General features: G+C 71.2%; 34 protein-coding genes and 1 pseudogene. 13 read left to right on the top strand and 22 right to left on the bottom strand.

Annotation, left to right across the window (positions count from 1 at the left end):
- Positions 1-498 (top strand): hypothetical protein, encoded by a 498-nt coding sequence (locus tag JEQ17_RS48915; protein ID WP_024127586.1) that lies wholly within the window; start codon positions 1-3, stop codon positions 496-498.
- A 232-nt stretch (positions 499-730) separates the two neighbouring features.
- Here the strand turns inward: JEQ17_RS48915 and JEQ17_RS48910 are convergent, their stop codons facing one another.
- The 6 genes from JEQ17_RS48910 to JEQ17_RS48885 form a co-directional block, all read right to left on the bottom strand.
- Entirely contained in the window at positions 731-958 is a 228-nt protein-coding gene (locus tag JEQ17_RS48910) for a protein-L-isoaspartate O-methyltransferase (RefSeq protein ID WP_024127585.1), read from the bottom strand.
- The gene (locus JEQ17_RS48905) at positions 955-1,131 is read right to left on the bottom strand and encodes a hypothetical protein (RefSeq protein ID WP_200402220.1); all 177 of its coding nucleotides are present in this window, start codon (positions 1,129-1,131) and stop codon (positions 955-957) included. The genes JEQ17_RS48910 and JEQ17_RS48905 overlap by 4 nt, the downstream gene beginning before the upstream one ends.
- 301 nt (positions 1,132-1,432) lie before the next feature.
- The gene (locus JEQ17_RS48900; RefSeq protein ID WP_024127584.1) at positions 1,433-2,071 is read right to left on the bottom strand and encodes a methyltransferase family protein; all 639 of its coding nucleotides are present in this window, start codon (positions 2,069-2,071) and stop codon (positions 1,433-1,435) included.
- Positions 2,068-2,805, bottom strand: a complete 738-nt coding sequence (locus JEQ17_RS48895) for a cation transporter (protein WP_024127583.1) — start codon at positions 2,803-2,805, stop codon at positions 2,068-2,070. Before JEQ17_RS48895 ends, JEQ17_RS48900 begins: the two co-directional genes overlap by 4 nt.
- Positions 2,805-3,140 (bottom strand): ArsR/SmtB family transcription factor, encoded by a 336-nt coding sequence (locus JEQ17_RS48890; RefSeq protein ID WP_024127582.1) that lies wholly within the window; start codon positions 3,138-3,140, stop codon positions 2,805-2,807. Before JEQ17_RS48890 ends, JEQ17_RS48895 begins: the two co-directional genes overlap by 1 nt.
- A 66-nt stretch (positions 3,141-3,206) precedes the next feature.
- Positions 3,207-4,229, bottom strand: a complete 1,023-nt coding sequence (locus JEQ17_RS48885) for a cation diffusion facilitator family transporter (RefSeq protein WP_234048888.1) — start codon at positions 4,227-4,229, stop codon at positions 3,207-3,209.
- 225 nt (positions 4,230-4,454) lie between these two features.
- Between JEQ17_RS48885 and JEQ17_RS48880 the strand changes: the two genes are divergently transcribed.
- The 6 genes from JEQ17_RS48880 to JEQ17_RS48855 all read left to right on the top strand — a co-directional run bounded on the left by JEQ17_RS48880 (position 4,455) and on the right by JEQ17_RS48855 (position 9,665).
- The gene (locus tag JEQ17_RS48880; protein WP_234048887.1) at positions 4,455-5,198 is read left to right on the top strand and encodes a hypothetical protein; all 744 of its coding nucleotides are present in this window, start codon (positions 4,455-4,457) and stop codon (positions 5,196-5,198) included.
- 85 nt (positions 5,199-5,283) lie between these two features.
- Positions 5,284-5,877, top strand: a complete 594-nt coding sequence (locus JEQ17_RS48875) for a copper resistance CopC family protein (protein ID WP_024127579.1) — start codon at positions 5,284-5,286, stop codon at positions 5,875-5,877.
- Complete coding sequence (locus tag JEQ17_RS48870) at positions 5,867-7,918, top strand: cytochrome c oxidase assembly protein (RefSeq protein ID WP_024127578.1); 2,052 nt, start codon at positions 5,867-5,869, stop codon at positions 7,916-7,918. The genes JEQ17_RS48875 and JEQ17_RS48870 overlap by 11 nt, the downstream gene beginning before the upstream one ends.
- Positions 7,915-8,583 carry a DsbA family protein gene (locus JEQ17_RS48865; RefSeq protein ID WP_024127577.1) on the top strand — a complete coding sequence of 223 codons (669 nt, stop codon included), beginning with the start codon at positions 7,915-7,917 and terminating at the stop codon, positions 8,581-8,583. Before JEQ17_RS48870 ends, JEQ17_RS48865 begins: the two co-directional genes overlap by 4 nt.
- Positions 8,584-8,600: 17 nt before the next feature.
- A complete protein-coding gene (locus JEQ17_RS48860; protein WP_024127576.1) occupies positions 8,601-9,167 on the top strand; it encodes a carbonic anhydrase in 567 nt (188 codons plus the stop codon).
- 42 nt (positions 9,168-9,209) lie between these two features.
- A complete protein-coding gene (locus tag JEQ17_RS48855; RefSeq protein ID WP_024127575.1) occupies positions 9,210-9,665 on the top strand; it encodes a DUF3093 domain-containing protein in 456 nt (151 codons plus the stop codon).
- A 440-nt stretch (positions 9,666-10,105) separates the two neighbouring features.
- On the opposite strand, the gene JEQ17_RS48850 is transcribed toward JEQ17_RS48855, so the two are convergent.
- A complete protein-coding gene (locus tag JEQ17_RS48850) occupies positions 10,106-10,276 on the bottom strand; it encodes a hypothetical protein (protein ID WP_193460132.1) in 171 nt (56 codons plus the stop codon).
- Positions 10,277-10,473: 197 nt separating this feature from the next.
- Between JEQ17_RS48850 and JEQ17_RS48845 the strand changes: the two genes are divergently transcribed.
- Positions 10,474-11,217 carry a DUF1775 domain-containing protein gene (locus JEQ17_RS48845; protein ID WP_181412034.1) on the top strand — a complete coding sequence of 248 codons (744 nt, stop codon included), beginning with the start codon at positions 10,474-10,476 and terminating at the stop codon, positions 11,215-11,217.
- A 296-nt stretch (positions 11,218-11,513) separates the two neighbouring features.
- Here JEQ17_RS48845 and JEQ17_RS48840 read toward each other — a convergent pair whose 3' ends face one another.
- Positions 11,514-12,083, bottom strand: a complete 570-nt coding sequence (locus JEQ17_RS48840; RefSeq protein WP_024127573.1) for a TetR/AcrR family transcriptional regulator — start codon at positions 12,081-12,083, stop codon at positions 11,514-11,516.
- 79 nt (positions 12,084-12,162) lie between these two features.
- On the opposite strand from JEQ17_RS48840, the gene JEQ17_RS48835 reads away from it, so the two are divergent.
- The 3 genes and pseudogenes from JEQ17_RS48835 to JEQ17_RS50405 all read left to right on the top strand — a co-directional run.
- A complete protein-coding gene (locus JEQ17_RS48835; RefSeq protein WP_181412033.1) occupies positions 12,163-12,309 on the top strand; it encodes a hypothetical protein in 147 nt (48 codons plus the stop codon).
- Positions 12,306-12,833: a hypothetical protein gene (locus tag JEQ17_RS48830; RefSeq protein ID WP_024127572.1), complete on the top strand. Its 528-nt coding sequence runs from the start codon at positions 12,306-12,308 to the stop codon at positions 12,831-12,833. Before JEQ17_RS48835 ends, JEQ17_RS48830 begins: the two co-directional genes overlap by 4 nt.
- 28 nt (positions 12,834-12,861) lie before the next feature.
- A pseudogene (locus JEQ17_RS50405) lies at positions 12,862-12,987 on the top strand (cadmium resistance transporter); the annotation flags it as partial.
- Between the two features lie 208 nt (positions 12,988-13,195).
- Here the strand turns inward: JEQ17_RS50405 and JEQ17_RS48825 are convergent.
- The 7 genes from JEQ17_RS48825 to JEQ17_RS48795 all read right to left on the bottom strand — a co-directional run bounded on the left by JEQ17_RS48825 (position 13,196) and on the right by JEQ17_RS48795 (position 17,570).
- A complete protein-coding gene (locus tag JEQ17_RS48825) occupies positions 13,196-13,732 on the bottom strand; it encodes a DUF4396 domain-containing protein (protein WP_181412032.1) in 537 nt (178 codons plus the stop codon).
- 81 nt (positions 13,733-13,813) lie between these two features.
- Positions 13,814-14,719: a F510_1955 family glycosylhydrolase gene (locus JEQ17_RS48820; RefSeq protein WP_024127570.1), complete on the bottom strand. Its 906-nt coding sequence runs from the start codon at positions 14,717-14,719 to the stop codon at positions 13,814-13,816.
- Between the two features lie 92 nt (positions 14,720-14,811).
- Positions 14,812-15,441 (bottom strand): DUF305 domain-containing protein, encoded by a 630-nt coding sequence (locus JEQ17_RS48815; protein ID WP_024127569.1) that lies wholly within the window; start codon positions 15,439-15,441, stop codon positions 14,812-14,814.
- 125 nt (positions 15,442-15,566) lie between these two features.
- Positions 15,567-15,968 carry a DUF6153 family protein gene (locus JEQ17_RS48810; RefSeq protein WP_181412031.1) on the bottom strand — a complete coding sequence of 134 codons (402 nt, stop codon included), beginning with the start codon at positions 15,966-15,968 and terminating at the stop codon, positions 15,567-15,569.
- Positions 15,969-15,991: 23 nt separating this feature from the next.
- The gene (locus JEQ17_RS48805; protein ID WP_024127567.1) at positions 15,992-16,483 is read right to left on the bottom strand and encodes a signal peptidase II; all 492 of its coding nucleotides are present in this window, start codon (positions 16,481-16,483) and stop codon (positions 15,992-15,994) included.
- The gene (locus JEQ17_RS48800) at positions 16,480-17,184 is read right to left on the bottom strand and encodes a cation diffusion facilitator family transporter (protein WP_024127566.1); all 705 of its coding nucleotides are present in this window, start codon (positions 17,182-17,184) and stop codon (positions 16,480-16,482) included. The genes JEQ17_RS48805 and JEQ17_RS48800 overlap by 4 nt, the downstream gene beginning before the upstream one ends.
- Complete coding sequence (locus JEQ17_RS48795) at positions 17,181-17,570, bottom strand: ArsR/SmtB family transcription factor (protein WP_024127565.1); 390 nt, start codon at positions 17,568-17,570, stop codon at positions 17,181-17,183. The genes JEQ17_RS48800 and JEQ17_RS48795 overlap by 4 nt, the downstream gene beginning before the upstream one ends.
- A 49-nt stretch (positions 17,571-17,619) precedes the next feature.
- Between JEQ17_RS48795 and JEQ17_RS48790 the strand changes: the two genes are divergently transcribed.
- Positions 17,620-18,249 carry a class I SAM-dependent methyltransferase gene (locus JEQ17_RS48790; RefSeq protein ID WP_024127564.1) on the top strand — a complete coding sequence of 210 codons (630 nt, stop codon included), beginning with the start codon at positions 17,620-17,622 and terminating at the stop codon, positions 18,247-18,249.
- 208 nt (positions 18,250-18,457) lie between these two features.
- Here the strand turns inward: JEQ17_RS48790 and JEQ17_RS48785 are convergent, their stop codons facing one another.
- The 7 genes from JEQ17_RS48785 to JEQ17_RS48755 all read right to left on the bottom strand — a co-directional run bounded on the left by JEQ17_RS48785 (position 18,458) and on the right by JEQ17_RS48755 (position 24,828).
- The gene (locus JEQ17_RS48785) at positions 18,458-20,422 is read right to left on the bottom strand and encodes a copper resistance CopC/CopD family protein (RefSeq protein WP_024127563.1); all 1,965 of its coding nucleotides are present in this window, start codon (positions 20,420-20,422) and stop codon (positions 18,458-18,460) included.
- A gap of 84 nt (positions 20,423-20,506) precedes the next feature.
- The gene (locus JEQ17_RS48780; RefSeq protein WP_371558653.1) at positions 20,507-21,025 is read right to left on the bottom strand and encodes a hypothetical protein; all 519 of its coding nucleotides are present in this window, start codon (positions 21,023-21,025) and stop codon (positions 20,507-20,509) included.
- A gap of 144 nt (positions 21,026-21,169) precedes the next feature.
- A complete protein-coding gene (locus JEQ17_RS48775) occupies positions 21,170-22,642 on the bottom strand; it encodes a SulP family inorganic anion transporter (protein WP_024127560.1) in 1,473 nt (490 codons plus the stop codon).
- A 77-nt stretch (positions 22,643-22,719) separates the two neighbouring features.
- On the bottom strand, positions 22,720-23,328 hold the full coding sequence (locus JEQ17_RS48770; protein WP_024127559.1) for a carbonic anhydrase: 609 nt from the start codon (positions 23,326-23,328) through the stop codon (positions 22,720-22,722).
- Positions 23,329-23,499: 171 nt separating this feature from the next.
- Positions 23,500-23,889: a hypothetical protein gene (locus JEQ17_RS48765; RefSeq protein ID WP_024127558.1), complete on the bottom strand. Its 390-nt coding sequence runs from the start codon at positions 23,887-23,889 to the stop codon at positions 23,500-23,502.
- 203 nt (positions 23,890-24,092) lie between these two features.
- Complete coding sequence (locus JEQ17_RS48760; RefSeq protein WP_024127557.1) at positions 24,093-24,314, bottom strand: hypothetical protein; 222 nt, start codon at positions 24,312-24,314, stop codon at positions 24,093-24,095.
- A gap of 85 nt (positions 24,315-24,399) precedes the next feature.
- Entirely contained in the window at positions 24,400-24,828 is a 429-nt protein-coding gene (locus JEQ17_RS48755) for a hypothetical protein (RefSeq protein WP_024127556.1), read from the bottom strand.
- A 293-nt stretch (positions 24,829-25,121) separates the two neighbouring features.
- Between JEQ17_RS48755 and JEQ17_RS48750 the strand changes: the two genes are divergently transcribed.
- Positions 25,122-25,526, top strand: coding sequence for a hypothetical protein (locus JEQ17_RS48750; RefSeq protein ID WP_024127555.1), 405 nt, complete (start codon positions 25,122-25,124; stop codon positions 25,524-25,526).
- Positions 25,527-25,637: the final 111 nt, after the last annotated feature.

Genomic DNA, 25,637 nt, shown 5'->3' with positions numbered 1-25,637 from the left:
GTGGCCCGCATCAGCGACGAGACCCGACGGGACAACGAGGCGGCCATTCGGCACGTCATGGACCGGCTCCTTGCCGGTGAAATTCCCGCAGGCAGCAAGTGCGATATCAAGACCCTCGCGGCCCAAGCCGGGGTCACCCGCACCGGCTTCTATCCCAAGAAGAATCGCGACGGCTCGCCGCGGCCAGGTCCCTACCAGCACCTGGCGGAGGAGTTCGAGCGCCGGTTGGCCGAGCTTCGGGAAACGGGCGTGATTCCGGACCCGCGGGCTGCACAGATCGAGCGCCTCAAAGAACAGGTCTCCGGGCTGAAGGAGCGCCTCGCCGCGCGTGACGAGCAGATCGGCGGTCTCACGGACTTCAGGGAACGGGCTCTGTCGCAGATCGCCGCCCAGCGGATGGAGATCGAACGGCTTCGCGATGCCTTGGCCGCGCCGTCGAATGTCCGGGCTCTGCCGAACAGCTCGAGAGCGAGTGCGCCGTACGGATCGTGTAGCTGACTGCCCGCTCCAGCACCGGTTTCGGCTGGCACCCGCGCAGGGTGCGGTACTGCGGCGCCTGCGAGAACGTTCACGTACAGGGGCGGGGTTTTCGGTCGAAGACTGCCGGGTGCCCCGCCCCCTGCGTTGAGATGGGATCTCCTCGCCGGGCCGAGGACATGCCCCCTTGGGGCCGTCGAACGTCCTTATCCCATCGGTCTGGTGACGCTGGAGCCCACGGAGTTCAAGGTGGTCACCAGCCGATGGTCAGGCGGGTCACGCGGCGGTTGACGTGGGCACCGGCGGCGAGACGGTCGTCGGGTGTGGCCGCGGGGTAGCCGGTGACGACGGGCTGCTCGGGCCTCTCCTGGCTCCAGCGCCGCAGGAGATCGCTGACCTGGCCGATGAGTTTGCTTCTGTCCGGGCCGCGCGCGATGAGGCCGAGCCCGTTGGCGTCCTCGCAGGCAGGGCGGGCGGTCACACAGACGAGGGTGCCGCCGTCGTACAGGCCCGCCCCGGCCCGGGATCGGCCAGGCCGAGGGCACGGGCGGAGGAGCCGATGGACAGTCGGCCGAAGCTGAGGCCGCTGTTCATGGTGGCGAGCCAGAGGTCGAGGGACACCCGCCGGTGGCAGGTCAACCTGTGGTGCGACACCTGGCTGGCTTTCTCACCGCCATTCGGCCCCGGTTCTCCGGTTTGCGTTGGACCACCCCAAAACGGACGGGTGTAGTTCCGGCTTCGTCCGGCACCACTGCCCACCGGCCGATACAAAACCAAGTGGGGCCACGTGAGGCCGGAATCGAACGAAGGCTCAGGTCCAGGTCAGGCCGGAACAGGTGGGGCCAAATACTCCGAGAAAGCCAACCTGGCAGGCCGGCTGGCCGCCGAACAGATGACTGTCCGCCACCTGTCATGTCGCTGCCGCTGCGTCAGAGGCTGGCGCTAATGGCTCGGGTCATGACTGGAGGCCAGCGTCCTTCCTACTGGTTCGCTCCCGCCCGATGCCGGGTACGAAGCGGCCCGCAGTGGCCGCGTAGTGGAGGTAGGTAGGGCCGTGGACTGCCCGAAGGTAAGGCTCCTCGACCACACGCACCTGTAGCTCGACGGCGATGATCAGCGCGGCGAGGCAGGCGAGCGCCAGGACGTTCGGCACCATCAGCGTCAGTCCGAGGCCGGTGACGGCCATGGTGGTGAAGATCGGGTTGCGGATGTGAGCGAACGGGCCGTCGCTGACGAGTGCGGTGCGCTCGGCGTGGTCAACGCCCACCCGCCAGGACGCTCCCATGGCCTGCTGGGCTGTCAGTGTTCCGGCGACGCCGAGCATGGCGATCGCCGCACCGATCCCGTACACGGCTGGGATGTCGTCGATGAGGACCGGCAGGCCCGCCAGTGTCGCGGCGGGTGCGGCGACGGCGCCCAGCAGAGCCACGACGAAGAGCACTCCGGCCCACCACGACGCCGAGCCGGGCGTGCCCGACAGGCCGCGGAACCCGGAGTCGCCGGTGCGGCGGCGCTGGATGAGCGTGCGCAGGCCGAAGGCGGACAGCAACCAGAATCCGTACAGCGCCAGTGCCGCCCAGGCCCAGCCGATCATCGGGTACTCGCCTCCTTCGCCGGGGTGCAGCACGAGCAGCCCGGCCCGCACCCGCATCCGTCCTGCTCCTCGGCTTCAGGAGTGATTCCTCCGATGGGCATCGCGCAGCAGTTGTCGCCGCGCCATGCCTCGCGGCCTTCCTTGACCGCGACGGCGGCGATGACGAGGGCGGCGACGGGGTCGGCCCAGCTCCAGCCGAGCAGGGAGTTGGCGAGCAGGCCGACCAGGAGGACGGCCGACAGGTACGTGCACAGGAGAGTCTGCTTGGAGTCGGCGACCGCGGAGGCGGAGCCGAGTTCGCGTCCGGCGCGGCGCTGGGCGGTGGACAAGAACGGCATGACCGCGAGGGAGAGGGCGGCCAGGACCATGCCCGGTGTGGAGTGTTCGGCCTCGCCGGTGCTGGTGAGGGCGCGTACGGAGTCGACGGTGACGTAGGCGGCGAGCGCGAAGAAGGAGAGGGCGCTGATGCGCAGCGCCGTCTTCTCCCGGGCTTCGCGTACGGCGTGGTCGGCGGCGGAGAACTGCCAGGCGACGGCTGCTGCCGATGAGACCTCGACGACCGAGTCCAGGCCGAAGCCGATCAGGGCGGTGGAGGAGGCGAGGGTGCCGGCGGTAATTGCGACCATCGCCTCGATGACGTTGTAGGTGATGGTGGCGGCGACCAGCAGGCGTATGCGGCGGGCCAGTTGGGTGCGGCGGTCCGGCGCGGGGCCCAGGGAGATCGACATCGTCATCAGCAGCAGCCCTTCTCCTCGGCGTCCGGGCAGGTGCGGTCGGCCTCGACAGCGAGGACCGCGCCGAGCAGGTCGTCCAAGGCGTGGCCGAGGCGGGCGTCGGCCAGTTCGTAGCGCACGCGACGGCCTTCGGGGACGGCGACGACGATGCCGCAGTCACGCAGACAGGCGAGGTGGTTCGACAGCCGGGTACGGGAGATCTCCAACGCCTCGGCCAGATCGGCCGGGTGCGCGGGCGCCTTCCGCAGCGCAAGCAGGATGCGGCAGCGGAGCGGGTCGGCGAGCGCACGGCCGAAGCGGGCCAGGGCGTCGATGTCGGAGGCAATGGTCAGCACACCCTCGACGGTACACGGAAACTTGAATTCAGGGAACCGTGTACCGTCGTCGCGTCGGCCCGAAGGTCAGTGGTTGTGCGGCCCGTCCCGGTGGGTGGGGCCGTGCGGGTCCTCGCAGTGCGCGGCGTCGCCCGCTCCTTCGCCGGTCAGGGCGAGTTGCAGCACCTCTTCCTGGGTGTGGTCGACCTGGAGCGTGGTGTGGGTGATGCCGTAGTCGTGCTGGAGGAGTTCTTCGAGGTCGCGGCGGACGGCGTGGCAGTCGCCGCCGGGTTCGACCAGGACGTGCGCGGACAGGGCGGACTGGCCGGAGGTGATCTGCCAGACGTGCAGGTCGTGGACCTCGACGACGGCCGGCTGGGAGACGAGCTTGTCGCCCAGTGCGTCCGGGTCGACATCTGCGGGGGCGGCCTCCAGGAAGATCCGGCCGGACTCGCGCAGCAGCCCGTACCCGGCCTTGAACATGAGGGCGACCACCACGAGCGTGGCGATGGCGTCGGCGCGGGCGAACCCGGTCGTCAGCACGATCAGACCTGCCACCGCGGTGCCGATGAACGCGAACAGGTCGTTGAGGATGTGCTGGTAGGCGCCCTCGACGTTGAGGGAGGAGCGGTTGGCCTTGGAGATGCACCAGGCGGCCGCGATGTTCACCACGATCCCGGCGAGGGCTGTGCCGAACACCAGCCCGCCTTCCACCTCGGGCGGATCGATCAGGCGGTGCACGGCCTCGTACGCCAGCCAGGCACCGAGCAGCAGCAGGGTCAGGCCGTTGGCCTGGGCGGAGAGGATCTCGGCACGCTTGAGCCCGTAGGTGAAGACGCCGCGTGCCGGGCGTGCGGACAGCCGCATGGCGATCAGCGCGAACACGATCGACACGGCGTCGGTCAGCATGTGCGCCGCGTCCGAGATCAGGGCGAGGGACTGGGCCATGATGCCGATGACGACCTCGCCCGCCATGAACACGGTGATCAGGCCGAGCGCGATGCCCAGCCAGCGCCGGTCGGCGTCCGCCGAGACGCCGTGGGAGTGCCCGGCGTGCCCTCCTCCTCCGTGCTCGTGTCCTGGACCGTGCTCGTGATTGCGATCGCCCATGTTGTACGCCTTCCCCCTCGCAGCGGTTGCCTTGCCCGCAGTGAAACGCACGCATACGCGAATCACCAAAGGCTGCATCGGTGACCGTTGTCATGTCGGTTAACAATCATCTGACCTGCGGAAACCTCTCGACTGGTGGAAGCGTCCGAGCGGCGGCGCCGGGAGCTGGACCCTGTCGTGAACCAGCGGGCGGGGTGGTCGGTACGCTTCCAGGACGTACGGGCCATGCGATCCCGTCACCTGTCACCCGCCGCCCCGTCCGCTCCCCGCGACGGACTCCCTGAAGGCCACGATCTGATGCGTACGCACTGCTCGCCCGGACCCGGCTCGCCGGCGTCCGGCGTTCTGCGCGGGCTTCGGGCCGGGGTGCTCGCGGTGCTGTGCGTGCTGTTGCCGCTGGCCGGGCACGTGCTTTCGCAGTGTCACGCGCCCCGGTGGATCATCGTGGCCGCGACGGCGGCCGTCGCGCTGCCGGGCGCGGCGGTGCTGACGCGGCATCGGCTGACGGACACCCAGCTGCTGGGCGTGCTCGCCCTCGCGCAGTTCGCCTACCACGTGGCCTACTCGCTGCCCGGAGCCTGCGCCGCGGTGACCGGGCAGGACAGTTCCGTCGGCGGCCTGGGCCGGCTGATCGAGCACGACGCGGCCGCCGGGCCGCCGCCCGGCGTGCTGCTCGCCGGCCACCTGGTCACCCTGCTGCTCGTCGCCCGCCTGCTGGGCGTTTCGGAGCGGCTGCTGTGGCAGAGCAGGTCCCTCCTGCTGGTCGTACGGCGTCTGCTGCTGTTCTTCTGGCCACTGCTCGGCGGCCGTCACAGCACCGGCGCGCAGGCCGCCTACCCCGAGAGCACCTCGCCGCTGATGTCGGCTCTGCTGGTGCGGCTGCACGAGGGCCGGGCGCCGCCGCGTGACGGGCACGGTCCGTTCGCCCTTCTCCGGCCGACGCCGATCGGCGCTCTCCGCCTGCCCTGACGGGCCTGACGCGAGGGCCGCCCGGCGGGCCGGTCCCTCCCGTCCCGGCGCCCTGGCTGCCGGGGGTCACAGAGAGTTCCGCGTCATGTACGTCACCGACCGGCGTGCCGTCCGCACGGCGGCACGCGCCCTTGTTCTCCCCGCCGCCCTGGCGGCCCTGGCCGTCGCAGCGCCGCAGGCCGCGGCCCACACCGAACTCGACACCAGCAGCCCGGGCGCGAACGCCGAACTCGCCGGGCTGCCCCCGCGCGTCACGCTGACCTTCAGCGACGCGATGACCCAGAAGTACGCCAAGGTCGCCGTCACCACCTCGGACGGCAAGTCGGCCGCCTCGGGCGAGCCGCGGGTCTCCGGCAAGACGGTCACCCTCGCCCTCGATCCCGCCTCGCCCGCCGGGCCGTACACGGTGGGCTACCGGGTCGTCTCCGCCGACGGCCACCCCGTCTCCGGCTCGTACACCTTCACTGTCGCCGCGACCACCAGCCTCACTCCGTCGCCACGCGCCGCGGAGTCGACCGGTGCGGCGACTCCCCGCGCCGCCCAGGAGTCCGCGCCGGACAAGACCGATACGGGGTCCTCCGGTGGGGGCGTCCCCGTCCTCGTGGGTGCCGGCGCGCTGGTCGTGGCAGCCGCGGGCGCGTACGCCGTACGACGAAGGCGGGCCGGTCATGGCCACTGAGACCACCTCCAGGGCCGGGCGGCTGCCGCAGCTGCCGCTCGTGCTGGCCGGATCGGTTGGCCTGGCCGTCGCCGTCACCGCGGTCGCGGTGTGGGCCGGTGGCGGGGCCGCGGTCGAGATCCCCGGGATTGAGGATGCGGGTGCGCTGACCGCGTGGGGCCTGCCGGTTGCCCGTACCCTCGCGGACGCGGCCGCCGTGGCGAGTGTGGGTGCGCTGTTGCTGGTCGTCGTGCTGTTGCCGGGCGGCAAGAAGCTCAGCCCAACGCAGCTGCGTTACCTCAACTGGGCTGCCGCGGCTGCGGCGTTGTGGACGTTGGCGGCGGTGGCCGCGCTGGTGTTCACGCTCTCGGACCTGTTCGCCCAGCCGGTCGGCGAGATCGTGTCTCCCGCGGTGGTGGCGGACTTCGTCGCCACGGACGCCCAGGGACGCTCGTACGCGCTTATGGCGGGTGCCGCGGGTCTGATCGCGACGCTCTGCGTGGGCATCGGCACGGCCCGCTGGGCCCGTCTGGCGCTCGTCCTCGCGGTCGCCGGGATGCTCCCGCCCGCCTTCACCGGGCACTCCTCGGCGGCGGGCAATCACGACGCCGCCGTCACCAGCCTCGCCCTGCACCTGGTCGGTGTCGCGGTATGGGTCGGCGGGCTGGTCTTCGTCCTGATCGTCGCCGCGCGCAGGGAGGAGCAGGCGGCGGACGCCGTCCGGCGCTTCAGCCCGCTCGCCGCGTGGGCGCTCCTCGCGGTCGCGGCCAGCGGCATGGTGAACGCCGTGGTCCGATTCCCGTCCCTGGGTGAGGTGTTCACCAGCCGGTACGGGCTGATGGTGCTCGCCAAGGCGGCGGCGCTCGCCGCGCTGGGAGGCATCGGATGGTGGCATCGCCGCCGCACACTGCCCGCCCTCAAGGACGGCAGGCGGCGGGGGTTCGTCCGGCTCGCCGCCGGCGAACTCCTGCTCATGGCCGCCGCCATCGGTCTCGCCGTCGGCCTCTCGCGCACTCCCGCCCCCGGCGCCGGTGACGCCTCGCTCTCGCCCACCGAGGAGCTGCTGGGCTTCGCCATGCCGCCGCCGCTCGGTGACTTCCCGTGGACGCCGCTGTTCACCCAGTGGCACTTCGACCCGCTGTTCGCCTTCGGCGCGGCCGCCGCCGCGCTGCTGTATCTGGCGGGCGTACGGAAGTTGCGCAAGCGGGGCGACAAGTGGCCCGTGGGACGGACGATTTCGTGGCTGCTGGGCCTGGCGGTGACCGTCCTGGCCACGATGAGCGGGCTCAACACGTACGGCAAGGTGCTGTTCAGCGTGCACATGGGCCAGCACATGATCCTCGCGATGACGGTACCGATCCTGCTCGTGCTGGGCGGGCCGGCCACCCTCGCCCTGCGGGCCCTGCCCGCCGCCCCGAAGGGGGAGCCGGACGGGCCGCGCGAGATGCTGATGAAGCTGCTGCACAGCCGGTACGTCAAGGTCATCTCGCATCCGGTGGTGGCCAGCGTGCTGTTCATCGGCAGTGCCTTCGTCGTCTACTACAGCTCGCTCTTCGAGACCCTGATGCGCAGCCATCTGGGCCACACGTTCATGCTGGTGCACTTCCTGGCCGTTGGACTGCTGTTCTTCTGGGTCGTCATCGGCATCGACCCCGGCCCGCGCCGCCCGCCCCATCTGGGCCGGCTGTTCGCGCTGATCCTGACGATGCCGTTCCACTCCTGGTTCAGCATCTCGCTGATGAGCTCGACCGCGCTGATCGGCGAAGGCTGGTGGTCGGCGCTCGAGCGGCCCTGGGTCGAGTACCCGATGGACGACCAGTACGACGCCGGAGCCATCGCCTGGGCCACCGGCGACATCCCCGTCCTGATCACCACGATCATCCTGGCCATCCAGTGGGTCCGCTCCGACCAGCGCGAGGCCCGCCGCGTGGACCGGCAGATCGACCGCGGCGACGGCAACGACCCGCTCGCCGCCTACAACGCCTACCTGGCGGGCCTGCACGCCCGCGACCGGCGACCCGCCAACCCCCCTACGACGACCACGCCCACCGAGGAATCATGAAGAAGCTGCACAAGCACCTGATCGTCGCCGCCGTGCTGGTGGCCGGTTTCGCCGCCGCCTTCGGCTCCTTCCTGCTGTTCTCCCCCGACGACCGCGATGCCGGCGGCCTGGACGTGCAGCCCGCCGCCGAGGCGCTGCCCGTGCGCGACTCCAGCCACCGTCTCAGCGAGCCGAAGAAGAGCGAGCTGACGATCGTCGAGTTCCTCGACTTCGAGTGCGAGTCGTGCGGGGCGATGTACCCGGTGGTGGAGCAGCTGCGCGAGGAGTACGGCGACCGGGTCACCTTCGTCGCCCGCTACTTCCCCATGCCCGGCCACCGCAACGGCGAACTCGCCGCCCGCACCGCCGAAGCCGCCGCCCGACAGGGCAAGTTCGAGGAGATGTACACCAAGCTCTTCACCACTCAGAAGGAGTGGGGCGAGTCCCAGGAGTGGAAGGAGTCCGTCTTCCGCGGCTACGCGAAGGAACTCGGCCTGGACATGGCCCGGTTCGACGCCGACCTCGCCGACCCGGAGGTGGCCGGACGCGTCCAGGACGACCAGCGCGATGGCCTCGGCCTGGGCGTGCAGGGCACCCCGACCTTCTTCCTCGACGGAGAACAGATCGCCATCCCCGGTTCGTACGAGGCGTTCAAGGCGCTCATCGATGCCCGGCTGTCCGACTGACCGAGTGCGGAGGCAGCATGCAGTACCTGATCGACCAGGTGCGGGTCTTCCGCGCCCGCGCGGCAGCCCACACCCTGCACCTGGCCGGCCTCACCCAGCACCACCGGCCACGGGCGATGCTCATCTCGTGCTCCGACGCCCGCGTCGTGCCCGCCCTGCTCACCGCTGCCCGGCCCGGAGACCTCTTCGAACTGCGCACATATGGAGGGGTGATACCGCCCTACGACGCGAACACGCCGACCGGCGAATCCAGGACGATCGAGTACGCGGTCAACGAGCTGAAGGTCGCGGACATCATCGTCTGCGGCCACTCGCACTGCGACGTCGTCACCGCGGCCATGCACGACAGCCTGACGGCCTCCGGCATCACGGAGTCCGACGACGATCCGGCCCCACTGACCGGAGACGTCACCGCCGCCGGGCACTGGCACGTGCTCAGCCAGCTCGACGCGCTCAGCAACTACCCGTGCGTCGTGCCCCGGCTGGCCGACCGGTCGCTGCACCTGCACGCCTGGTTCCACGAGATCGACACCGGCGCGACCCTGGCCCACCACCCCCGCGCCAGCACCTTCCTGCCCCTGTGAACCACCAAGCCCCATCTGACGTATACGACGAGGTGAACGCCCGTGACCTCCACCAGCCGGCTCGTCTACGACGAACGCCTGACCGCCCCCAGAACCTGGTGGGCCATCGCCGTCCTCTTCGGCCTCTCCCTGGCCCTGATCTTCCTTCCCTACGGGCCCATCGCCGCGCTCATCGCCCTGGCCATCGGCACCTGTCTGGCCGGGATGTACGTCAGCGCGCAGGGATCGGCACGCATCCGGGTCACCGACGACACGCTGTTCGTGATGGACGCCCGCATCCCGCTGGCCGCGCTGGGGCAGCCGGAGGTCCTCGACGGCGAGGAGGCGCGGGCCTGGCGGACGTACAAGGCCGATCTGCGGGCCTTCATGGTGATGCGCAGCTTCATCACCACCGCGGTGCGCGTCGAGATCGTCGACCCCGACGACCCCACGCCCTACCTCTACCTCTCCACGCGGACGCCGGACCGGCTTGCCGAGGCGATCGGTGCGCGAGCCTGACCGAACGGTGTCGTACGGCTGTTTCCCGGACGGGCGCCGACCGGTAGGGAATGATGAGCGACCGTGCCACGTGATCACGTGACCGGGCACGAGATGCGTGCCCCCGCAGGCCGGGCCGGCCGCGCGGGAACGTGCGCGCGGGCCGGCCTGTTCGCCGTGCTCGGCACTGTGCTCGCGGCCTTCGGCCATCACGCGATCGCCGAGGGCACGGTGCCCTGGCGGCTGGCGGGGGCGTCGGTCCTGGCCCAGTTCGCGGCGGTCTGGCCGCTGGCACGCCGCCGCTACACCCCGGCCGCGACCCTCGCGTTCACGCTGGCCACGCAGGGCGTGCTGCATCTCGCGCTGTCCTACGCAGACGGTGACACACCGACGGGTATGGCGGGGCACGTAATGCACGCCGGGCACGGCACGGCCGTGGCAGGGGACGGTCACGGCTGGCATCACGCCGGGGCGGCGATGACGGCCGTGCACGTGGTCGCCGCGCTGGTCGTGGCCTGGCTGCTGCACCGGGCGGACGCACGGTTGACGGCCGCCTTCGCCGCGCTCGGGACGCTGGCCAGGGCGGCCGTTGCGGCCCTGGTCCAGGTGCTGCCGCGACCGGTCCACGACACCGGCCGCATGGTGCTCGCGCTGCCCGACCGGCGGCCAAGGGCCCTCTTCGAGGTGGCGGCGCACGCATGGGATGACGTACTGGAGCACGCGGTGGTGCGCAGGGGACCACCCGGGCGGGAGTGCCTCCATCCCTCACCGGTCCCTGACGTCTGCGGGGCCGGCTCTTCCCGTACCAGCAAGGAGCTTCCCTGTGTCCATGTCCAAGCACCCGTTGGCCCGTGCCGGCCGCCGGATCGCACTCGCCGGTGCCGCCGCACTGACGGCCACGCTCGCCCTGGCCGCACCGGCCGCCGCGCACGCGGAGGTCGAAGCCGACAAGGCCCAGGCCCTGGCCGAGAACGTCACCCTCAGCTTCGTCTCCGAGGCCGAGTCCGCCTCCGCGGGCTTCACCGAGATGCGCGTCGTGCTGCCCAAGGGCATCGCTCCCGGTGACGTGACGCTCGACGAGGCCCCCAAGGGCTGGAAGCTGAAGGCCACCAGCGACGGTTACAACGTCGCCGGCCCCGCTCTGAAGGCCGGCGTCGACGCCGAGCATAAGATCAAGGTCCGGCAGCTGCCGAACGCCAAGGAGATCGCGTTCAAGACGATCGAGGTCTACAGCGACGGCAAGATCTCCCGCTGGATCGAACTGCCCGCCGGGGGTGAGGAGCCGGAACAGCCCGCGCCGGTATTGGAGTTGAAGGCGGCGGCCCCAGACGCCGAGCCGGTGAGCCCCAGTCCCAGCGCCAGCCCGACCGAGAGCGAGACACCCACCCCGACCCCGTCGGCTACCGAGTCGACGGTTGCGGCTGCGGGCTCCGAAACCGACACCAAGGCGACAGAGGAGGACGAGGGCGGCTCGACGGGCCTGGTCATCGGCGGAGTCGTCGTGGCGCTGCTCGTCCTGGGCGGCGGTGCGTGGTGGCTGGTGAAGCGGCGCACGACCACTTCGCAGAGCTGACCCCCGTTTGACGTGTCGTCTGTGGGGCGGAACCGCTTCCGCCCCACAGGCCGAACGCAGGAGCCGCGTGCGTGCTCATCGGACACGGGTACGGTGTGAGGGCCCGTTATGAGCCCGGTAGAAGGTGACTCCCGCTTTCGAGTGAGAACGAGTTATGCGAACCGATCGAGCTCCCGGATGGCCTTCACGCCTCCCAAGTGATCTTGCTCTGGCAAAGGACCGTTTATGAGAGCGGACTCGGGGTGGCCGAGAGCGAGAATGGTGTAGATCTCAGCGAAGCGGTGGTCCGGGCGGGTTCAGGGAACCGGGCGCAGGCCGTCGAGGGTGACGGCGACCAAGCGGGTCACTGCGGCCTGGGAGGTGAGGGCGGTCGCGGCGGTCAGGGCGTGGAGGCAGTACTGGGCGAGTTCGGCCGGCGGGACGTCGGAGCGCACGTCGCCGGCTTCGACTGCTTCGGCGAGGAGGTGCTGGAGCATGCCGTGCAGGTGCCGTTCTGCGTGGGTGACGTGCTCGCCCTGGTGCAGGAGTGCGGCGAGTTCGCCACCGTGCCGCTGCCGGGCGATGCCCGCGTACGCCTCCAGCGCCGCGCGTAGGCGCTCCATGGCGGTGCCGTCCTGGTCGCGGATGCCTGCGAGCTGCTGGAGGTGGGCGGCGACTTGGCGCTCATGCCAGGCCCGCAGGACCGCTTCGATGTCGGCGAAGTACTTGTAGAGCGTCGCGCGGCCGATGCCGGTCTGCTCGGCGATCTGGGACATGGTCACCGACCGCAGGCCGCCTTGGGCCACCAGCTTCGCGGTGGTGTCCAGGATCGCCTCCCGCACGGCGGCGCGGTGCGCGTCGATCGTCTCGTTCCACAGCTTCGGCACCCACCCAGGATACGGACGCCCACAGGGCATACACTCAGTTTCAGCTAGAGACAGAGTGTCTCGAAAAGCAGGAGGTGTCATGGCAGGCTCACCGGGCCGTCACGAGGACGACGGCGAGGGAGCGCCGCGCTGGGTGAAGGTCTCCGCAGCGGTCGCTGTCGTCCTGGTGCTGGTGTTCGTGATCGTGCACCTGGCCGGCGGCGGCATGACGGGGCACGCACTGTGACCCCGTTCCCGCCGCGGCTGCGCAAGCAGGCCCTCACGCTCCACGTCACCTCCTCGGTCGGCTGGCTGGGCGCGGTCGCGGCGTTCCTCGCCCTCGCCGTCGCCGGACTGATCAGCAGCTCACCTCAGACGGTGCGGGGCGCCTACCTGGCCATGGACGTGGTGGGCTGGTTCGTGATCGTGCCGTTCAGCATCGCCTGTCTGCTGACCGGCCTGGTGCAGTCCCTCGGCACGGCGTGGGGGCTGCTGCGCCATTACTGGGTGATCGCGAAGTTCCTGATCACCGTGGTCGCGACCGTTCTGCTGTTGGTTCACATGCAGCCGGTCGGGCACCTCGCGGATGCGGCCGCCCGGGCGGCGCTCGCGGGCGGCGAGCTTCAGGGCATGCGGATTCAGCTGATTGCGGATGCGGCCGCCGCCCTGGTGGTCCTGCTCACAGCGGCCGCCCTGTCGGTGTTCAAGCCGCGCGGGGCGACCCGCTACGGGCGCCGCCGCCAGCGCGAGCAGACGCCCCAGCCGCGCTGACCCGCCCCCATGCGGTCAGCCGAGGAACCGGTACTTCGCCACCCGCCCCGTCATCGCCAAGGCCCTCGCCCGCTGGGGCCACAGCCTGCTGCCCCTGGTCCTGATCGCCATCGGACTGCTCATCCTCATCAAGGGCGGCGCCTTCGGCCTGTGACTGGCTGGCACCCCCCTCCGTTCGAATCTGTCGCGGCACCCGGGTGCCTGGTGCACAGCCACGACGCTGAACATCAGGGTGCCTCCCCCGGAGCCGGAAGGTCCGGGGCGGCCGCCACGAAAGCCCGATACCTCCAGCTGCACCCCCAGGCACGAGCGCGCCCGGCCGCACCGTGAGGTGCGGCCGGGCGCAGAGCCGAGCGGCTGGGTCAGTGGTAGGCGTGGACGACGGCGTGGCCTTTGCCGCGGCCGATCATCCACTTGTTCACCGGCGTCGTGATCACGAAGGCCACGGCGAAGCCGCCCAGCAGGGCCGTCCAGAACAGTGCGTCGGACAGGTGGGCGTCCATCGCTCCCGGGGTGAGGGCGATGATGCCGTTGTCGACCAGCTCCATCACGGCGATCGAGACGGTGTCGGCGGCCAGCGCCACCTTGATGGCGCTCTTCCAGCCCAGGCCGGCCCGGCGGACCGCGAACAGGGTGAACGAGTAGCCGAAGAGAAATGCCAGCGTGATCGCCAGGGCCATCGTCTCGACGTTGCCCCACAGCAGGGCGGTGCCGATGACCATGCCGAGGATCTCGCCGATGGCGCACCCGGTCAGGCAGTGCAGCGTCGCCTTGGCGGCCGTCGACCAGGACGCCCCGGGGGCGTGCCCGCCGTGGCCGCCGGCGTGAGCGGCGTGGTGGTGAGCCTCTTGGGCGGCCGGGTCGTGCGCCGTGCCGGTGTGGTGAGCGCTGTGGTCCATGACCTTCATCCCCATTCCCGTCCAGTGCGGTCCGTTCACCGGGCCCCACGCCACAACCGTATACCCCCTAGGGGTATTCCTCTAGTGGTGTTCCGTCGTCTGGGCGGTGGGCTGGTGGAGGACCTTCCAGGTGCGGCCAGCGTCGGTGGACTGGTAGACGGTGTCGGTGCTGTCGGCGGCCAGCAGTCGCTGCTCGGTCACGGCCGTGAGCACGGTCGGATCACCGCCTTGCGGCAAGCGGCCGTGCTCGGTCCAGGTGCGGGCGTCCCGGCTGCTGAGCGCGCGACCGTCGGCGGCCAGGGCGACGAGCAGCCCGGGGGCGGGCTCGTCGATCGCGGCCAGGGCAGGGGCGTCGGGGACGGCCGTGAAGGTGCGCCCTCCGTCGATGCTGCGCTGGAGTCCCTTGCCGGTGGCGGCCCACACCGTCTCGGGGGTCTTGGCGTGCGCGGCGAGGTCGAGCAGCGGCAGCCGGGCGCGCTTGTCCCAGCTGTGGCCGCCGTCGGTGCTCGCCCACACCTTGCCGCTCTGGCTGTCGAAGCCGTACAGCCTGTCCCCGGCCTGCTGGAGGGCGTGGAAGTCGGCTTCACCCTCGGCGGAGAGCGTGGTCCAGGTCCGGCCGGCGTCCGTGCTGCGGATCAGGCCCAGGTGAGGGGAGCGGGCGTCGGGGTCGGCGGGTGAGGGGTGGCCGCTGGCGAGGAAGGTGGAGGGGCCGGTGACGGTGAAGCCCATGGTGTCCTGGTAGCGGTCGGCCACCCGGACCGCCTTGCCGCTGCTGAGACGGAAGACGCCGAGGTGTCCGGCGGCGTAGACGGTGTTGTCGGCTGGGTCGACGCCCAGTCCGTGCAGGTGGCCTGTTCCCGGGTCGGGGGTGGCGGCCTGCTTGGTGGCGGGGCCGGTGCTGGTGCAGGCGGCGAGCAGCACGGCGGCGGCTGCGAGGAGGGCAGCGGCGCGGCCGCGGCGCCGGGGTATGCGGGCAGAGGTGATCACGAGCGGATTCCAAGCTGTCGGGGAGGAGCAGACGGTGCGCGGGCGTGCCGGGGCGGGCGCCTGCGGCGCCCGCCCCTGTGGCCGGTGTCCGGTCAGTTCTTGCCGAGCAGCTTGTTCATCTGGGTGATCTCCGCGGTCTGGGAGGTGATGATCGCGCCGGCCATCTTCTTGGCGGGCGCGTAGGCGCCGTCGGCCTGTTCGGTCTTGGCCATGGCCACCGCGCCTTCGTGGTGCTTGATCATCATTTCCATGAAGGCGGTGTCGAACGCCTTGCCAGAGGAGTTCTTGAGCTGGTCCATCTCCTCGGGCGTCATCATCCCGCCGTCGGCGCCGTGCGCGGAGTGGTCCATGGCGCCCTCCGTCGGCACCTCCTCGCCCCAGGAGGTCAGCCAGCCGGACAACGTCTTGATCTCCGGGTCCTGGGCCTTCTTGATGTCCTCGGCGAGCTTCTTCACCTCCGCCGACTCGGCCCGGGACGGCGCGAGGTCGGCCATCTCAACGGCCTGGCGGTGGTGCGGGATCATGCCCTTGGCGAAGGCGACGTCGGCCGCGTTGTGCTGGCCCTGCGAGGCCGACGCGGAGGCGGACGGGGACTTCGAGGTGTGGCCGTCGTGTCCGGCCGAGCTGTCGCCGTTCCCGCCACAGGCGGCCAGGACGAGCGCGGCCGCACCGGCGGCAGCCACGGCGGCGGTACGACGGACGAGGGAACGCTTGTGGTTCATGGTGGTGCAACTCCTTCACCGCGCAGCCACGACAGGGCGCGCGGGTGTTCATGGGATGAGGGCGTGCGATGGCGCGGCACCAGCCACCGGAAGTATCCGGGCCTGGGGGTGCCGTGCGGGCCGCTCTATATCCGCAGGAGTTGCAGCTCAGACAGGTCGGGCGGCGCCCGGCCGCTCCCGGCCGACACCGCAGCTGGCGACACCGAGGCAGAAGCGACGGGCGCGTCCGTCAGGACGCTGGTCAGCGCGGGCGGCGCGTACCCGGAGCCGATGCCGGCCGCCGCACACGTCCCGTCCGCGTGATCGAGGTGATCCGGCCCGCCGTCCGCGTGCGAGCATCCCTCGCTCGCGTGCGCGGCGCCATCGGCCATAGTCATCACCATGTCGTGACCGGCATCCATGCGTGGTGACGGCGCCCCGGCGGGGCCCAGGGCGTGCATGCCCAGCACACCGGTCAGGACCGCCATCACCAGCAGCACGAACAGCCGCCCGGCGGGGCGGCGGCTCGATCCGGTGCTGCTGGTCATGAGGCCCATCGTACGGTCCGCCTTCAGGTCCGCTCGGGCGCGCGCCAGGACAGGGCGACGAGCAGCAGGCCGCCACAGACGATGAAGACGTCGGCGAGGTTGAAGGTGGGCCACCAGCCGGTATGCAGGTAGTCGGTGACCTGTCCGTCGGGAGCCCGGTCGAGGAGGTTGGCGGCAGCTCCGCCGAGGACGGCGGCCAGCGCCCCACCCCACAGGCGCGAGGCCGTCGGGGCGGTGCGCCACAGCGCGGCCGCCACGATCAGGGTGATGAGCCCGGTGACGGCAATGACGGTCCAGGCGGGGGCGCCGGCGGCGAAGGAGAACGCGACCCCGGAGTTGAAGGCGAGCCGGAGGTCGAGCGGACCGCCCTCGATCGGAGAGCCCGGCAGGGCCTGCTGCGCCCACGCCTTGAGGCCGAGGTCGGCACCGGCGAGGACGGCGGCCAGGGCCAGCAGTCCGGCCCGGCGCTTGAGAGCGCCGGGCCGGGCCGCGGCCGTGGTGGTGGGGGCGGTCACTTGCAGCCGTCCGAGCAGGAGGACGCCTCGCCGGCCGCGGCCGACTTGTCGTCGTCTTCGCAGCCGTCGTCGCAGACGAGTTCGCCCTCCCAGGCTTCCTTGCCCTCCATGATCGCGAAGGCGGCGATGACGAATCCGGCGACCGGGTCCAGCCAGGTCCAGCCGAAGAAGGCGAACGCGAGCAGGCCGGCGAAGGTGGACACCGACAGCCAGGCGCACAGCTTGGTCTCGGCGGCGTCGGCGACGACCAGGCGGGAGTTCATCTCCAGACCGGCCTTGCGCTTGGCGCGCGCCAGCCACGGCATGATCACGATGGACACGCCGGTCAGGACGATACCGACCAGCGAGGTGTCGGGCTTCTCTCCGCTGAACAGGTCGCGGACGCCCTCGACGGTGACGTAGGCGGCGAGCGCGAAGAACGTGATCGCGATGAACTTCAGCGCCTTGCGTTCCTTGGCCTCGTCCGGCTCGCCGCCCTTGATCTCCGCCAGCAGCCGTATCAGGACCACCACCGCGGCGGCGACCTCGATGCCGGAGTCGATGCCGAACCCGATCAGCGAGACCGCCCCGGCGGCCGCGCCGGCCGAGATGGCGATGATCCCCTCGATGACGTTGTAGCCGATGGTGAACTTCGCGTACCGCACCGCGCGGTGCGCGGCCGGCCCGGTGACATCAGGAACGGCGGCGGGGGCGGTGCTCATCGGGCGGACTCCTCGACGACAGGGGTGGTGGTTCCGTAGGTGGGGCACAGGTCGACGGCCTCGCCGGTCGCGGCGAGCAACTGCTCGGCGGAGGCCAGCAGGTCCAGCAGCTCGGGGTGCGCCAGCGCGTGCAGGGTCGCGCGGCCCTGCGGACGGGAGGTGATCAGGCCGCAGTCGCGCAGGCAGGCCAGGTGCGCCGAGACTGTGGACTGCGCCAGGCCCACACAGGCGACCAGGTCGGTCACCCGCGCTTCGCCCTCGGCCAGGCGGCGCAGGATCGCCAGGCGGGCCGGGTCGCCCAAGGACCGGAACAGGGCGACCGCCGCCGAGGGCGCCCCGCACGAAGTGGTGGCCGACGGTGTGGCCTCCGTGCTATTCATCGTCATGGAACGATGATAGCCATGCTAGTCGATGTCATCTTTGGGGGGCCGCGTCATGCTGATGAACCGGATCGAGAAAGCGGCGGTCAACAATCCCGCCCGCCGGGCGCTGCAACGCTTCTACGAGGTCCCGGCCCTGCTGCGGCTGGCCGGCGGCCCGCTGCCGCCCGGTGTGAGAGCGGTGGAGATCGGCTGCGGCTCCGGCTACGGCACGAAGCTGATCCTCGACCACTTCCGCGCCGCGCAGGTCGACGCCGTCGACCTGGACGAGACCATGGTCGCCAAGGCCCGGCGCCGGCTGGCGGACCGGCCGGGCCTTGTCCGCCTGGCCGTGGGCGACGCGACCGACCTCAAGTCGGCGTTCGGCGCCAAGGACGGTGCCTACGACGCCGCGTTCGACTTCGCGATCATCCACCACATCCCCGACTGGCGATCTGCCGTCGCGGAGATCGCCCGCGTGCTGAAGCCGGGCGGAGTGTTCGTCTTCGACGAGGTCACCGCGCACGCCCTGGCCCGCCCGTCCTACCGGATGCTGTTCGAGCACCCCGAGCACGACCGGTTCACGGCGCAGAAGTTCCTCGCCGAACTGCCGCGTCACGGCCTGGCGGTGACGGGCGCGTTCACCCGTATCAGCGGCGACTACCTGCTCGGCGCGGCCCGCAAGCAGGACCCGGACCGGGGGTGAGGGCGATGGCTGCCTGGGCGCTGGTGCTGTTCGGTGTGTTCCTCTTGCTGGACGGCGGTGTGCGGATCGCCGTCCAGCGACGCCGTGCCGGGGAGAGCGGTGTGTGGCCGTTGCCTCTGTGCGGGGACGGCCGCCCTGGGACGGTTCGCCCGGGAGTGGCTGTGCTGCGCCGGTCAGCTGGGCGGAGCGTGTCCGTGCGTACGGACGGTCAGAAAAGTGACGGCCTGATGGTCACGTTCTTGGAGACGGTGACCTGGTCGATGTCCGTGACCCGGACGGTGACCCGCAGGGTCCATGTTCCGGACAGCGGCAACCGCAGGCGGTCGGCGGCCCAGTAGCCGCCCTTGTTGGCCAGTTTGGCGTCCAGCGGGCCGATCCGCTGGGCGTTCTGGGTGAGGGTAAGCCGGAGTTCGGGGACCGTGGCGATGCCCTTGTCGGGGCCGTACACCAGAGCTTCAACGGTGTTGTCGCCGACGCGCCCGGGCCCGAAGGTGAGCTGCACCGCGCCGGTGCCGTTCGGGGTGCCGACGTCGAACGGGATTGTCACGACCCGCGCTGTGGGTTCCTGGGCGGCGGCGGTCGCTGCGGCGCTCTGGACGGCGGCGCGGCTGGGCTGGGTTCCGGTGAGCAGCGTGGTGATCGCCAGGACCACGACACCGAGGACGGCCTCGGCGGCGACCGACCGGCGCAAACTACGCCGGTGGCCGTCGGAGGCGGACGGCGAGCCGGATGGCCCAGGGGTGTCAGGCAGATCGCACAAAGTGGGCGTCCCGGCGTCGCCGCCCGTTCCCTCGGCTGTGTCGCTGCCTGAGGAGGCGCCGACGCCGACGGTCTGTGCCACACGTACAAGTTCGGGTGCGGCCGCCGGAAGGGTTTTTGGCAGCCGCTCCTGGGTGAGCTGCGCGGTCCACTGCCGGGAGAACCACGCAGCGGTCAGCACCAGGGCCACCGCACCGACCTTGAAGGTGAGGAGCCTGCCGTACTCGGTGGTGGACACGGCCTCCCACGAACCGACCTGCCGCCACGACTGGTAGACGCCGGTCGCGACCAGGACGACGACCGCGGTGAAGGCCAGCCGGGAGAAGCGCGCAACCGCTGCCACCGGGACCACCACATCGGCGGGTGCCCGGAACAGGGCAACGACCAGCGCGGCCAGACCGCCCAGCCACACCGCCATGGCGAGCAGGTGCAGCACCGAGACGGGGATCGCCAACGGCACCTGGATACCGGCGGAGGCGTGTTCGGCGGCGGCCCAGGTGAGGGCCAGGCCCACGGCGAACAGCGTGCCCACGACGCGTACGCCGATGCCGAACTGCGGTTCCGCGGCGGGCTGATCGACCGCGTGCGCGGCGGCGGGATCGCGCTGCGTCCTGTCAGCTGCGCGGCGGAGGCGGGCCGCGGACAGCGCCACGAGGATTGCCGCCGCCGCGAGCAGCACCAACCGCACGCTCAGGGCCAGTCCGGTCTTGCCCGTGATGGTTTGGCCCAGGAGCGACAGGTCGAAGGCCGCGGTGAGACCTCGGCCGGTCTCGTACGGGCCGCGCAGCAGCAACAGCACGACGGTGGAGGCGAACAGCGCCGTCCAGCCGGCGAGCAGCAGCCTGCGCAGCGGGCGCAGGCCCGCGCCGGCCGGCCAGCAGACGAGGGCGAACAGGGCGACGCCGATCAGCAGGGCGAGGCCGCCGTACGCGACGTAGCGGAAGACGTCGTAGATGCGGGAGACGGCGGTGTCGTCCGAGGACTCGGTGGGCACCACGGCGGCGGTGGCGGACGGCTTGCCGACGGAGAAGGTGAACGCGCCGGAGATCGAGTGGCTGTCCGCGGAGACGACCCGCCAGGACACCGTGTACGTGCCCTCGGGCAGCTTGTCGCGCAGCTTCACCCGGGCGGTGTCCGTTTCCTTCCCCGCATGCGTGACCGCCCCGCTGTCGACCCGCAGGTTCTTCGGGGACAGGACACGCAGGGAGCCGTCGGAGAGGCTGACGGATTCACTGAAGGCGAGCGTGATCTGCTTCGGGGCCGTCTTGAGGACGGAGACGTCGGCCGGTTCGGCGCTGGTCAGGGTGGCGTGGGCGGAGGCGGATCCGGCGCCGCCGAGGAGGAGGGCGAGCACCGTGCCGACCAGGAGCATGACGGTCAGCGGTTTCCTGGTCCGGCGCGGTGCCGTGTGCATGAAGCAGTCTCCAGGTCAGGGGGCGTACGCCGCAGGAAAGGGCTGCGACGGGGGTGTGCGATGGCGGTGGGGACGTGGCCGCCGCTACGACGCGCTCGGGGCCGGGCCCCCGCTCAGGCCGCTCAGTTCCTGGATGGTCCCGCCGAGCTTGGCACGGAAGCCCTCCAGCATCTCCGGCTTCGCGGCGAGGACCCAGCGCGGGCCGACGAGGTACTTGCCCCCGTAGATCGCGGCGGAGTCCAGCCAGGTCTCCTTGTACTTCTCCTCGGGGAAGGTCGTGATGCTGTAGTCGACCTTGGCCGTGTGGCACACGCCCTGGCGCAGTTCGTCCGCGTCAATGCGGATCTTGGGCTTGCAGCCGGTGAGGTTGGCGATCACCTCGACCTTGGCCGGGGCCACGACACCGGCCGCAGGGGCGGCGGATATCTCCGACGGCTTGCTGTTCGGGGACGCGTCGTCCTCACCACCACTGCAGGCCGTCGCCAGGGGAAGAAACGCCAGGCTCGCGGCGAGTGCGGCGCCGCGTATCAGGCGGGCGGTGGGCAGGGTACGGCCGGTGCGTCCCCACTGTGGGTGCTGTGACTGCTCGGGATGCTGGGGCACGTGCCTCTCCGTATCCGGGCTGGGCCTGCCCGCACCAGCGGACAGGCGTACGACAGGGAGTACGGGTGAACATCCGTGGCCGTTCACCCCGTATGTAACCAAAGGCCCGTGGGGCGGCCGGAACACCGCCCCACGGGCCCTCACTCACGCCGAGGCGTGGGTGCGCTCGGGTTGAACGGTGTGCGCGTTGTGCTGGTCCGCCCAGTGCTGCAGGGCGCTCATGCAGGCGTGGTCGAGGTGGCGCAGCCCGGCGAGGTTGAGCTCGACGGGCCGGTCGGCGGGCAGTTGTTCCAGGGTGTCGAGGATGCGCGGCAGGCGCAGGAAGGTGGCGTGGCCGGCGATCCGCACCCGCACCGGGCCGCTGCCCGGGTCGGTGACGTCGATGTGGACGTGCGAGGTCTCCCAGGCCGTCTTGACCACTGCGAGGAGCAGTCCGATCAGGACGCCTTCGAACATGTTGGTGACCAGGATCGCCCCGGCCGTGATCACCAGCACCACGGCCTCGCCCCGGTGTTCGCGCCACAGCGGCCCCAGCTCCTTGACCGGGAGCAGTTTGAAGCCGGCGTGGATGAGGACGCCGGCGAGCGCGGCGGTCGGGATCATGCCGAGGGCGCCGGGCAGCAGGGCGGCGAACAGTAGCAGCCACACGCCGTGCAGGACGCGGGAGACCTTGGTGCGGGCGCCCGCCTGGACGTTGGCGGCGCTGCGGACGATCACCGCGGTCATCGGCAGCGCGCCGAGCAGCCCGCACAGGGTGTTGCCCGTGCCCTGGGCCATCAGCTCTTTGTCGTAGTCGGTCTTCGGGCCGTCGTGCAGCCGGTCGACCGCGGCGGCGCTGAACAGTGACTCGGCGGAGGCGATCAGCGTGAACGCGACGATGGTGGTCAGCAGTCCGACCTCGGCCAGCCGGCCGAAGTCGCTCCCGCCGGGCGGCTGGATCGCCTCCATGAGGCCGCTGACCTTGACGCGGGCGACGGGCAGGTCGAAGACGACGGTGGCGAGGGTCGCCGTGCCGACCGCGACGAGCGGACCCGGCAGCAGTTGTGCCTTGCCGGGCAGCTTCTTCCACAGCGTCATGACGGCGATGGTTCCGGCGCCGAGGGCGACGGCGATCAGGGCCGGGTCCGAGAGCAGGACGTCGACGGCGAGGCCGGGCAGTCCGGCGATCTTCTCCATGCCGGTGCCCGGGGCTTTGCTGTCCGCGAGCGCGTAGAGCTGTCCGAGGATCAGTACGAGGCCGATGCCGGCGAGCATGCCGTGCACGACCGACAGCGAGATGGCGCGGAAGAAGCGTCCCCAGCGCAGGGCGCCGAGGGTGAGTTGGAGCAGCCCGCAGGCGAGGACGATCACGCCGAGGGCGGACAGGCCGTACTCCTGGACGGCGGTGAGGACGAGCACGGTCAGCCCGGCGGCGGGCCCGCTGACCTGGAGGCTGCTGCCGGGCAGCAGCCCGGTGACGAGACCGCCGACGATGCCGGTGATCAGGCCGAGTTCGGCCGGGACGCCGGAGGCGACGGCGACGCCCACGCACAGGGGCACGGCGACGAGGAAGACGACCAGGGAGGAGGTGAAGTCGGTGCGCAGGGCGGACCGGAGGGAGGAGAAAGGTGAGGTCATGGCGTTCTCTCTGTGGGGGAAGGAACGTCGCGTGAGAAGCGACCGGAGCGGACGGGTAGAGCTGTGGTCCGGTCGGGTCACAGGGGCTTGAAGGCGCGGGTGCCGGGCATGGCGAAGAGGACTTCGCCGGTCTCGACGGTGTAGTACCAGCCGTGCAGCCGCAGCCGCCCCGACGACAGGCGCCGGGCGATGAACGGGTAGCTGCGCAGGTGGTCGAGCTGGGTGAGGACGTGCTGCTGGGTCACCTCGGTGGGGTCCTCGCCGAGCCCCTGGGTCTGCCACGGCTCGTCGGTCCTGGCGCGGTGTCCGGCCCGGGCAAGCCAGCGCCGTACGAGCGGCATCGTCTGGACGTTCTGCTCGCGCATCAGCCCCTGGACGGCGCCGCAGTGCGAGTGGCCGCACACGATGATGTCGGGTACCTGCAGGGCCTGGACGGCGAATTCGAGGGATCCGGCGACACCGCAGGCGGCCTGCCCGCGGTAGGGCGGAACGATGTTGCCCGCGGTGCGCAGCTCGAAGAGGTCACCGGGGCGGGCACCGGTGAACAGGGAGGGAACGACGCGGGAGTCGGAGCAGGAGATGAACAGGGCCTGGGGCTGCTGGCCCCCGGCCAGCCGGGCGAACTCCTCCTGCCGGTCGGCGATCTTCTCAGGGAACGTACGGGCGTGCTCGATGAGAGCGTGCATGGGAATCGGCCTCGTAACTCTTCGTGGGGCTCTCAGGACGAAAGGGAGCGAAGAGTGCGTACTGCGCGCGTCCGGGTGTGCGTCAACGAACCGTGGGGAGCGCCCGGTTGGACGCTCGTCCCGCGGTGGTGCGTACCGGAAGTGCGAAGGGTGCGCGCAGCACGCTGCCGATCAGCAGCGGAAGGTCTGCAGAGTGCTGGGGGTGGGCGCAAGTCCGGCGCCCGGGTTCCAGACCTCCCTCGCGGTGCGGGGATGCGCCGGCCCGGACACCGCGGTGAGGGACGCGAGTGACTCGTCCGCGATCGCGTCGGCGGCGAGCGACGGTGCCTCGACGGGGTGACCGGTCCGGGGCGGCAGGGCGAGCGCCTCGGCGTCGGCCTGGTGCTGCTGCGAGCCGGCACCGACATGCGGCACGGCAGATGAGGAACCCTGCTGCTTCCTGGACTCCGGTTCGATCGCGGGTGCCATGGAGGACACCGCGCCGGATGCGACCGAGGAGTGGTGCGGCGTTCCGAAGTGCAGCAGGACAGCCGCGGCGAGCAGCACGACCGCTGCCGCCATACGACGTATCACCACTGGACCCCCGACGCTTCGCTCATGCCGACGCCAAAACGTTACCGGCCTGCGTTCCTTGGACATGCTGAACTCCCGGGTGGAAAAGGTGACATGAGCAACACCGGCACCCTGGTTGCAAGAGCAATCACCCGGTTCGGCGGAGCTTGCCGGATGTAGGCAGCCGGTGAGGACCGGGCGGCGGTGCGGCACTACCCGGAGACTGCGGCGAGTCGGCGCAGGACCGCGGTGGCCCGTGTGCGCAGGCGCCGCCGGACGGGCTCGGGCGAGGCCGCCGCGGCCGGGGGCTTCGCCGCGACGATCTCCTCGCGGACCGCGGCATCGTCTGCCGGCGGGTGGGGCGGCTGGGTGTGCGTGTAGGCGATCTCGGCGCGTACGAGCGCGCCGACGGCGGCGTAGACGTCCATGGGCATGGTGATGCTCCTGCGGTGCAGTCAGGGAAGGGAGGGGAACCGGTGAGGTGCCCGCGCGCATGTCAGGGCGGGGCGCCGGTTCCTCTCAGCAGCGCAGGACGACCGAGCCGAAGGGCGAACCCGGGGCGGACGCACTCGTCACGGCGGGTGACACGTTGCCCGGCGATGAGGCCGCGGGGGCGCCTGGTGTGGTGCCGGACACGGCCGGGGGGTGGGAGAGGTCCGCGAGTTGGCGTGGCCCGTAGCCGGAGGCGTCGCAGGACTGGGGCGCGTCGCCGTCCTGATGGCCTTCGGCGCCCGCTGCGGTCACGACCACCGGCGGTGCCGTTTCGCAGAGGTGCGCGCTCGTCGCGGCGGCACGCAGTCGGCAGCCGTCCAGGTCGAGCGCGGTCAGGTGCGACGGGCCGGGGCTGAACGTCGCGTGCAGGAGGGCCAGGAGCGCGAGCAGCACGACAGCGCCCAGGCCGCGGGCTGCCGCGGGCCTGGGTGCTGTCGTGCCGGGGGTGTGCCGCATCCGGATCTCCTGGTGTGCTCCCGCTCAGAGAACCTCCGGATGCCGGGCGGTGCGGCCTGGATGCGGCCGATCGGGGCCGGGATTCACCCGATGCGGTGATCGGGGGTAACGGAAGTTGCCCGTACGGGCGTCCGCCCAAGACGCATACGGATCCGGGCGGCGCGGGGAATTTCACCATCGCGCCGAGGCTCGGCACCGCGTGGAGCAATCACCTTTAACAAGAACTTTACGTGATCTATTGATTACTCTTTGTGTTCATGTGGGCTGGCTCGGTCTCTCGAAGCAGCCGCTCCGTGGCACGGACCGGAGCGGTGCTCCTGGTGTTGCTGGCCGCGCTCGTACATGTCCTGGCCTGCGCACACGGCCCTACAGCTACCCCGGCTGGGCAGGCCGACACGCCGCTGTTCGCCTCCTCCGCGAGCTGTGGGCAGGCCCCCGAGCGGCCGCAGCAGACGATGGCGCGGCAGGCGGCTCCCGCAGACCACGGCGGTGTGCACTGCTGGGGCCTGGATGAGCCGACGGTTCAGCCCCCGCGCGATGTCGCCCTGGCCGTTCCCGCGGTTCATGACGCTTCCCGCGCCGAATTCCTCGGCACCCAGCCGCCGCCCCCGTCCCCGGCCCTTCAGTCCACGCCCGCCACGCCCGGCGTGTCATCCACCGGGCAGACGCGGTCCCGTATCGGCGTGTGGCGGACCTGATCGTCCCTGCTGCCTAGCCCTCCCTGACGACTCCGGCGCGGCAGCCGATCACCTCCGCCTCTTCCCCCGTTCATACGACCGGTCGCCGTTCGCGGCGCCGGCCGCAGGAGA

Source organism: Streptomyces liliifuscus (assembly GCF_016598615.1).
Classification (GTDB): domain Bacteria; phylum Actinomycetota; class Actinomycetes; order Streptomycetales; family Streptomycetaceae; genus Streptomyces; species Streptomyces liliifuscus.
The sequence above is the reverse complement of the archived record's forward strand: the minus strand, read 5'-3'. Positions and strand labels throughout refer to the sequence as shown.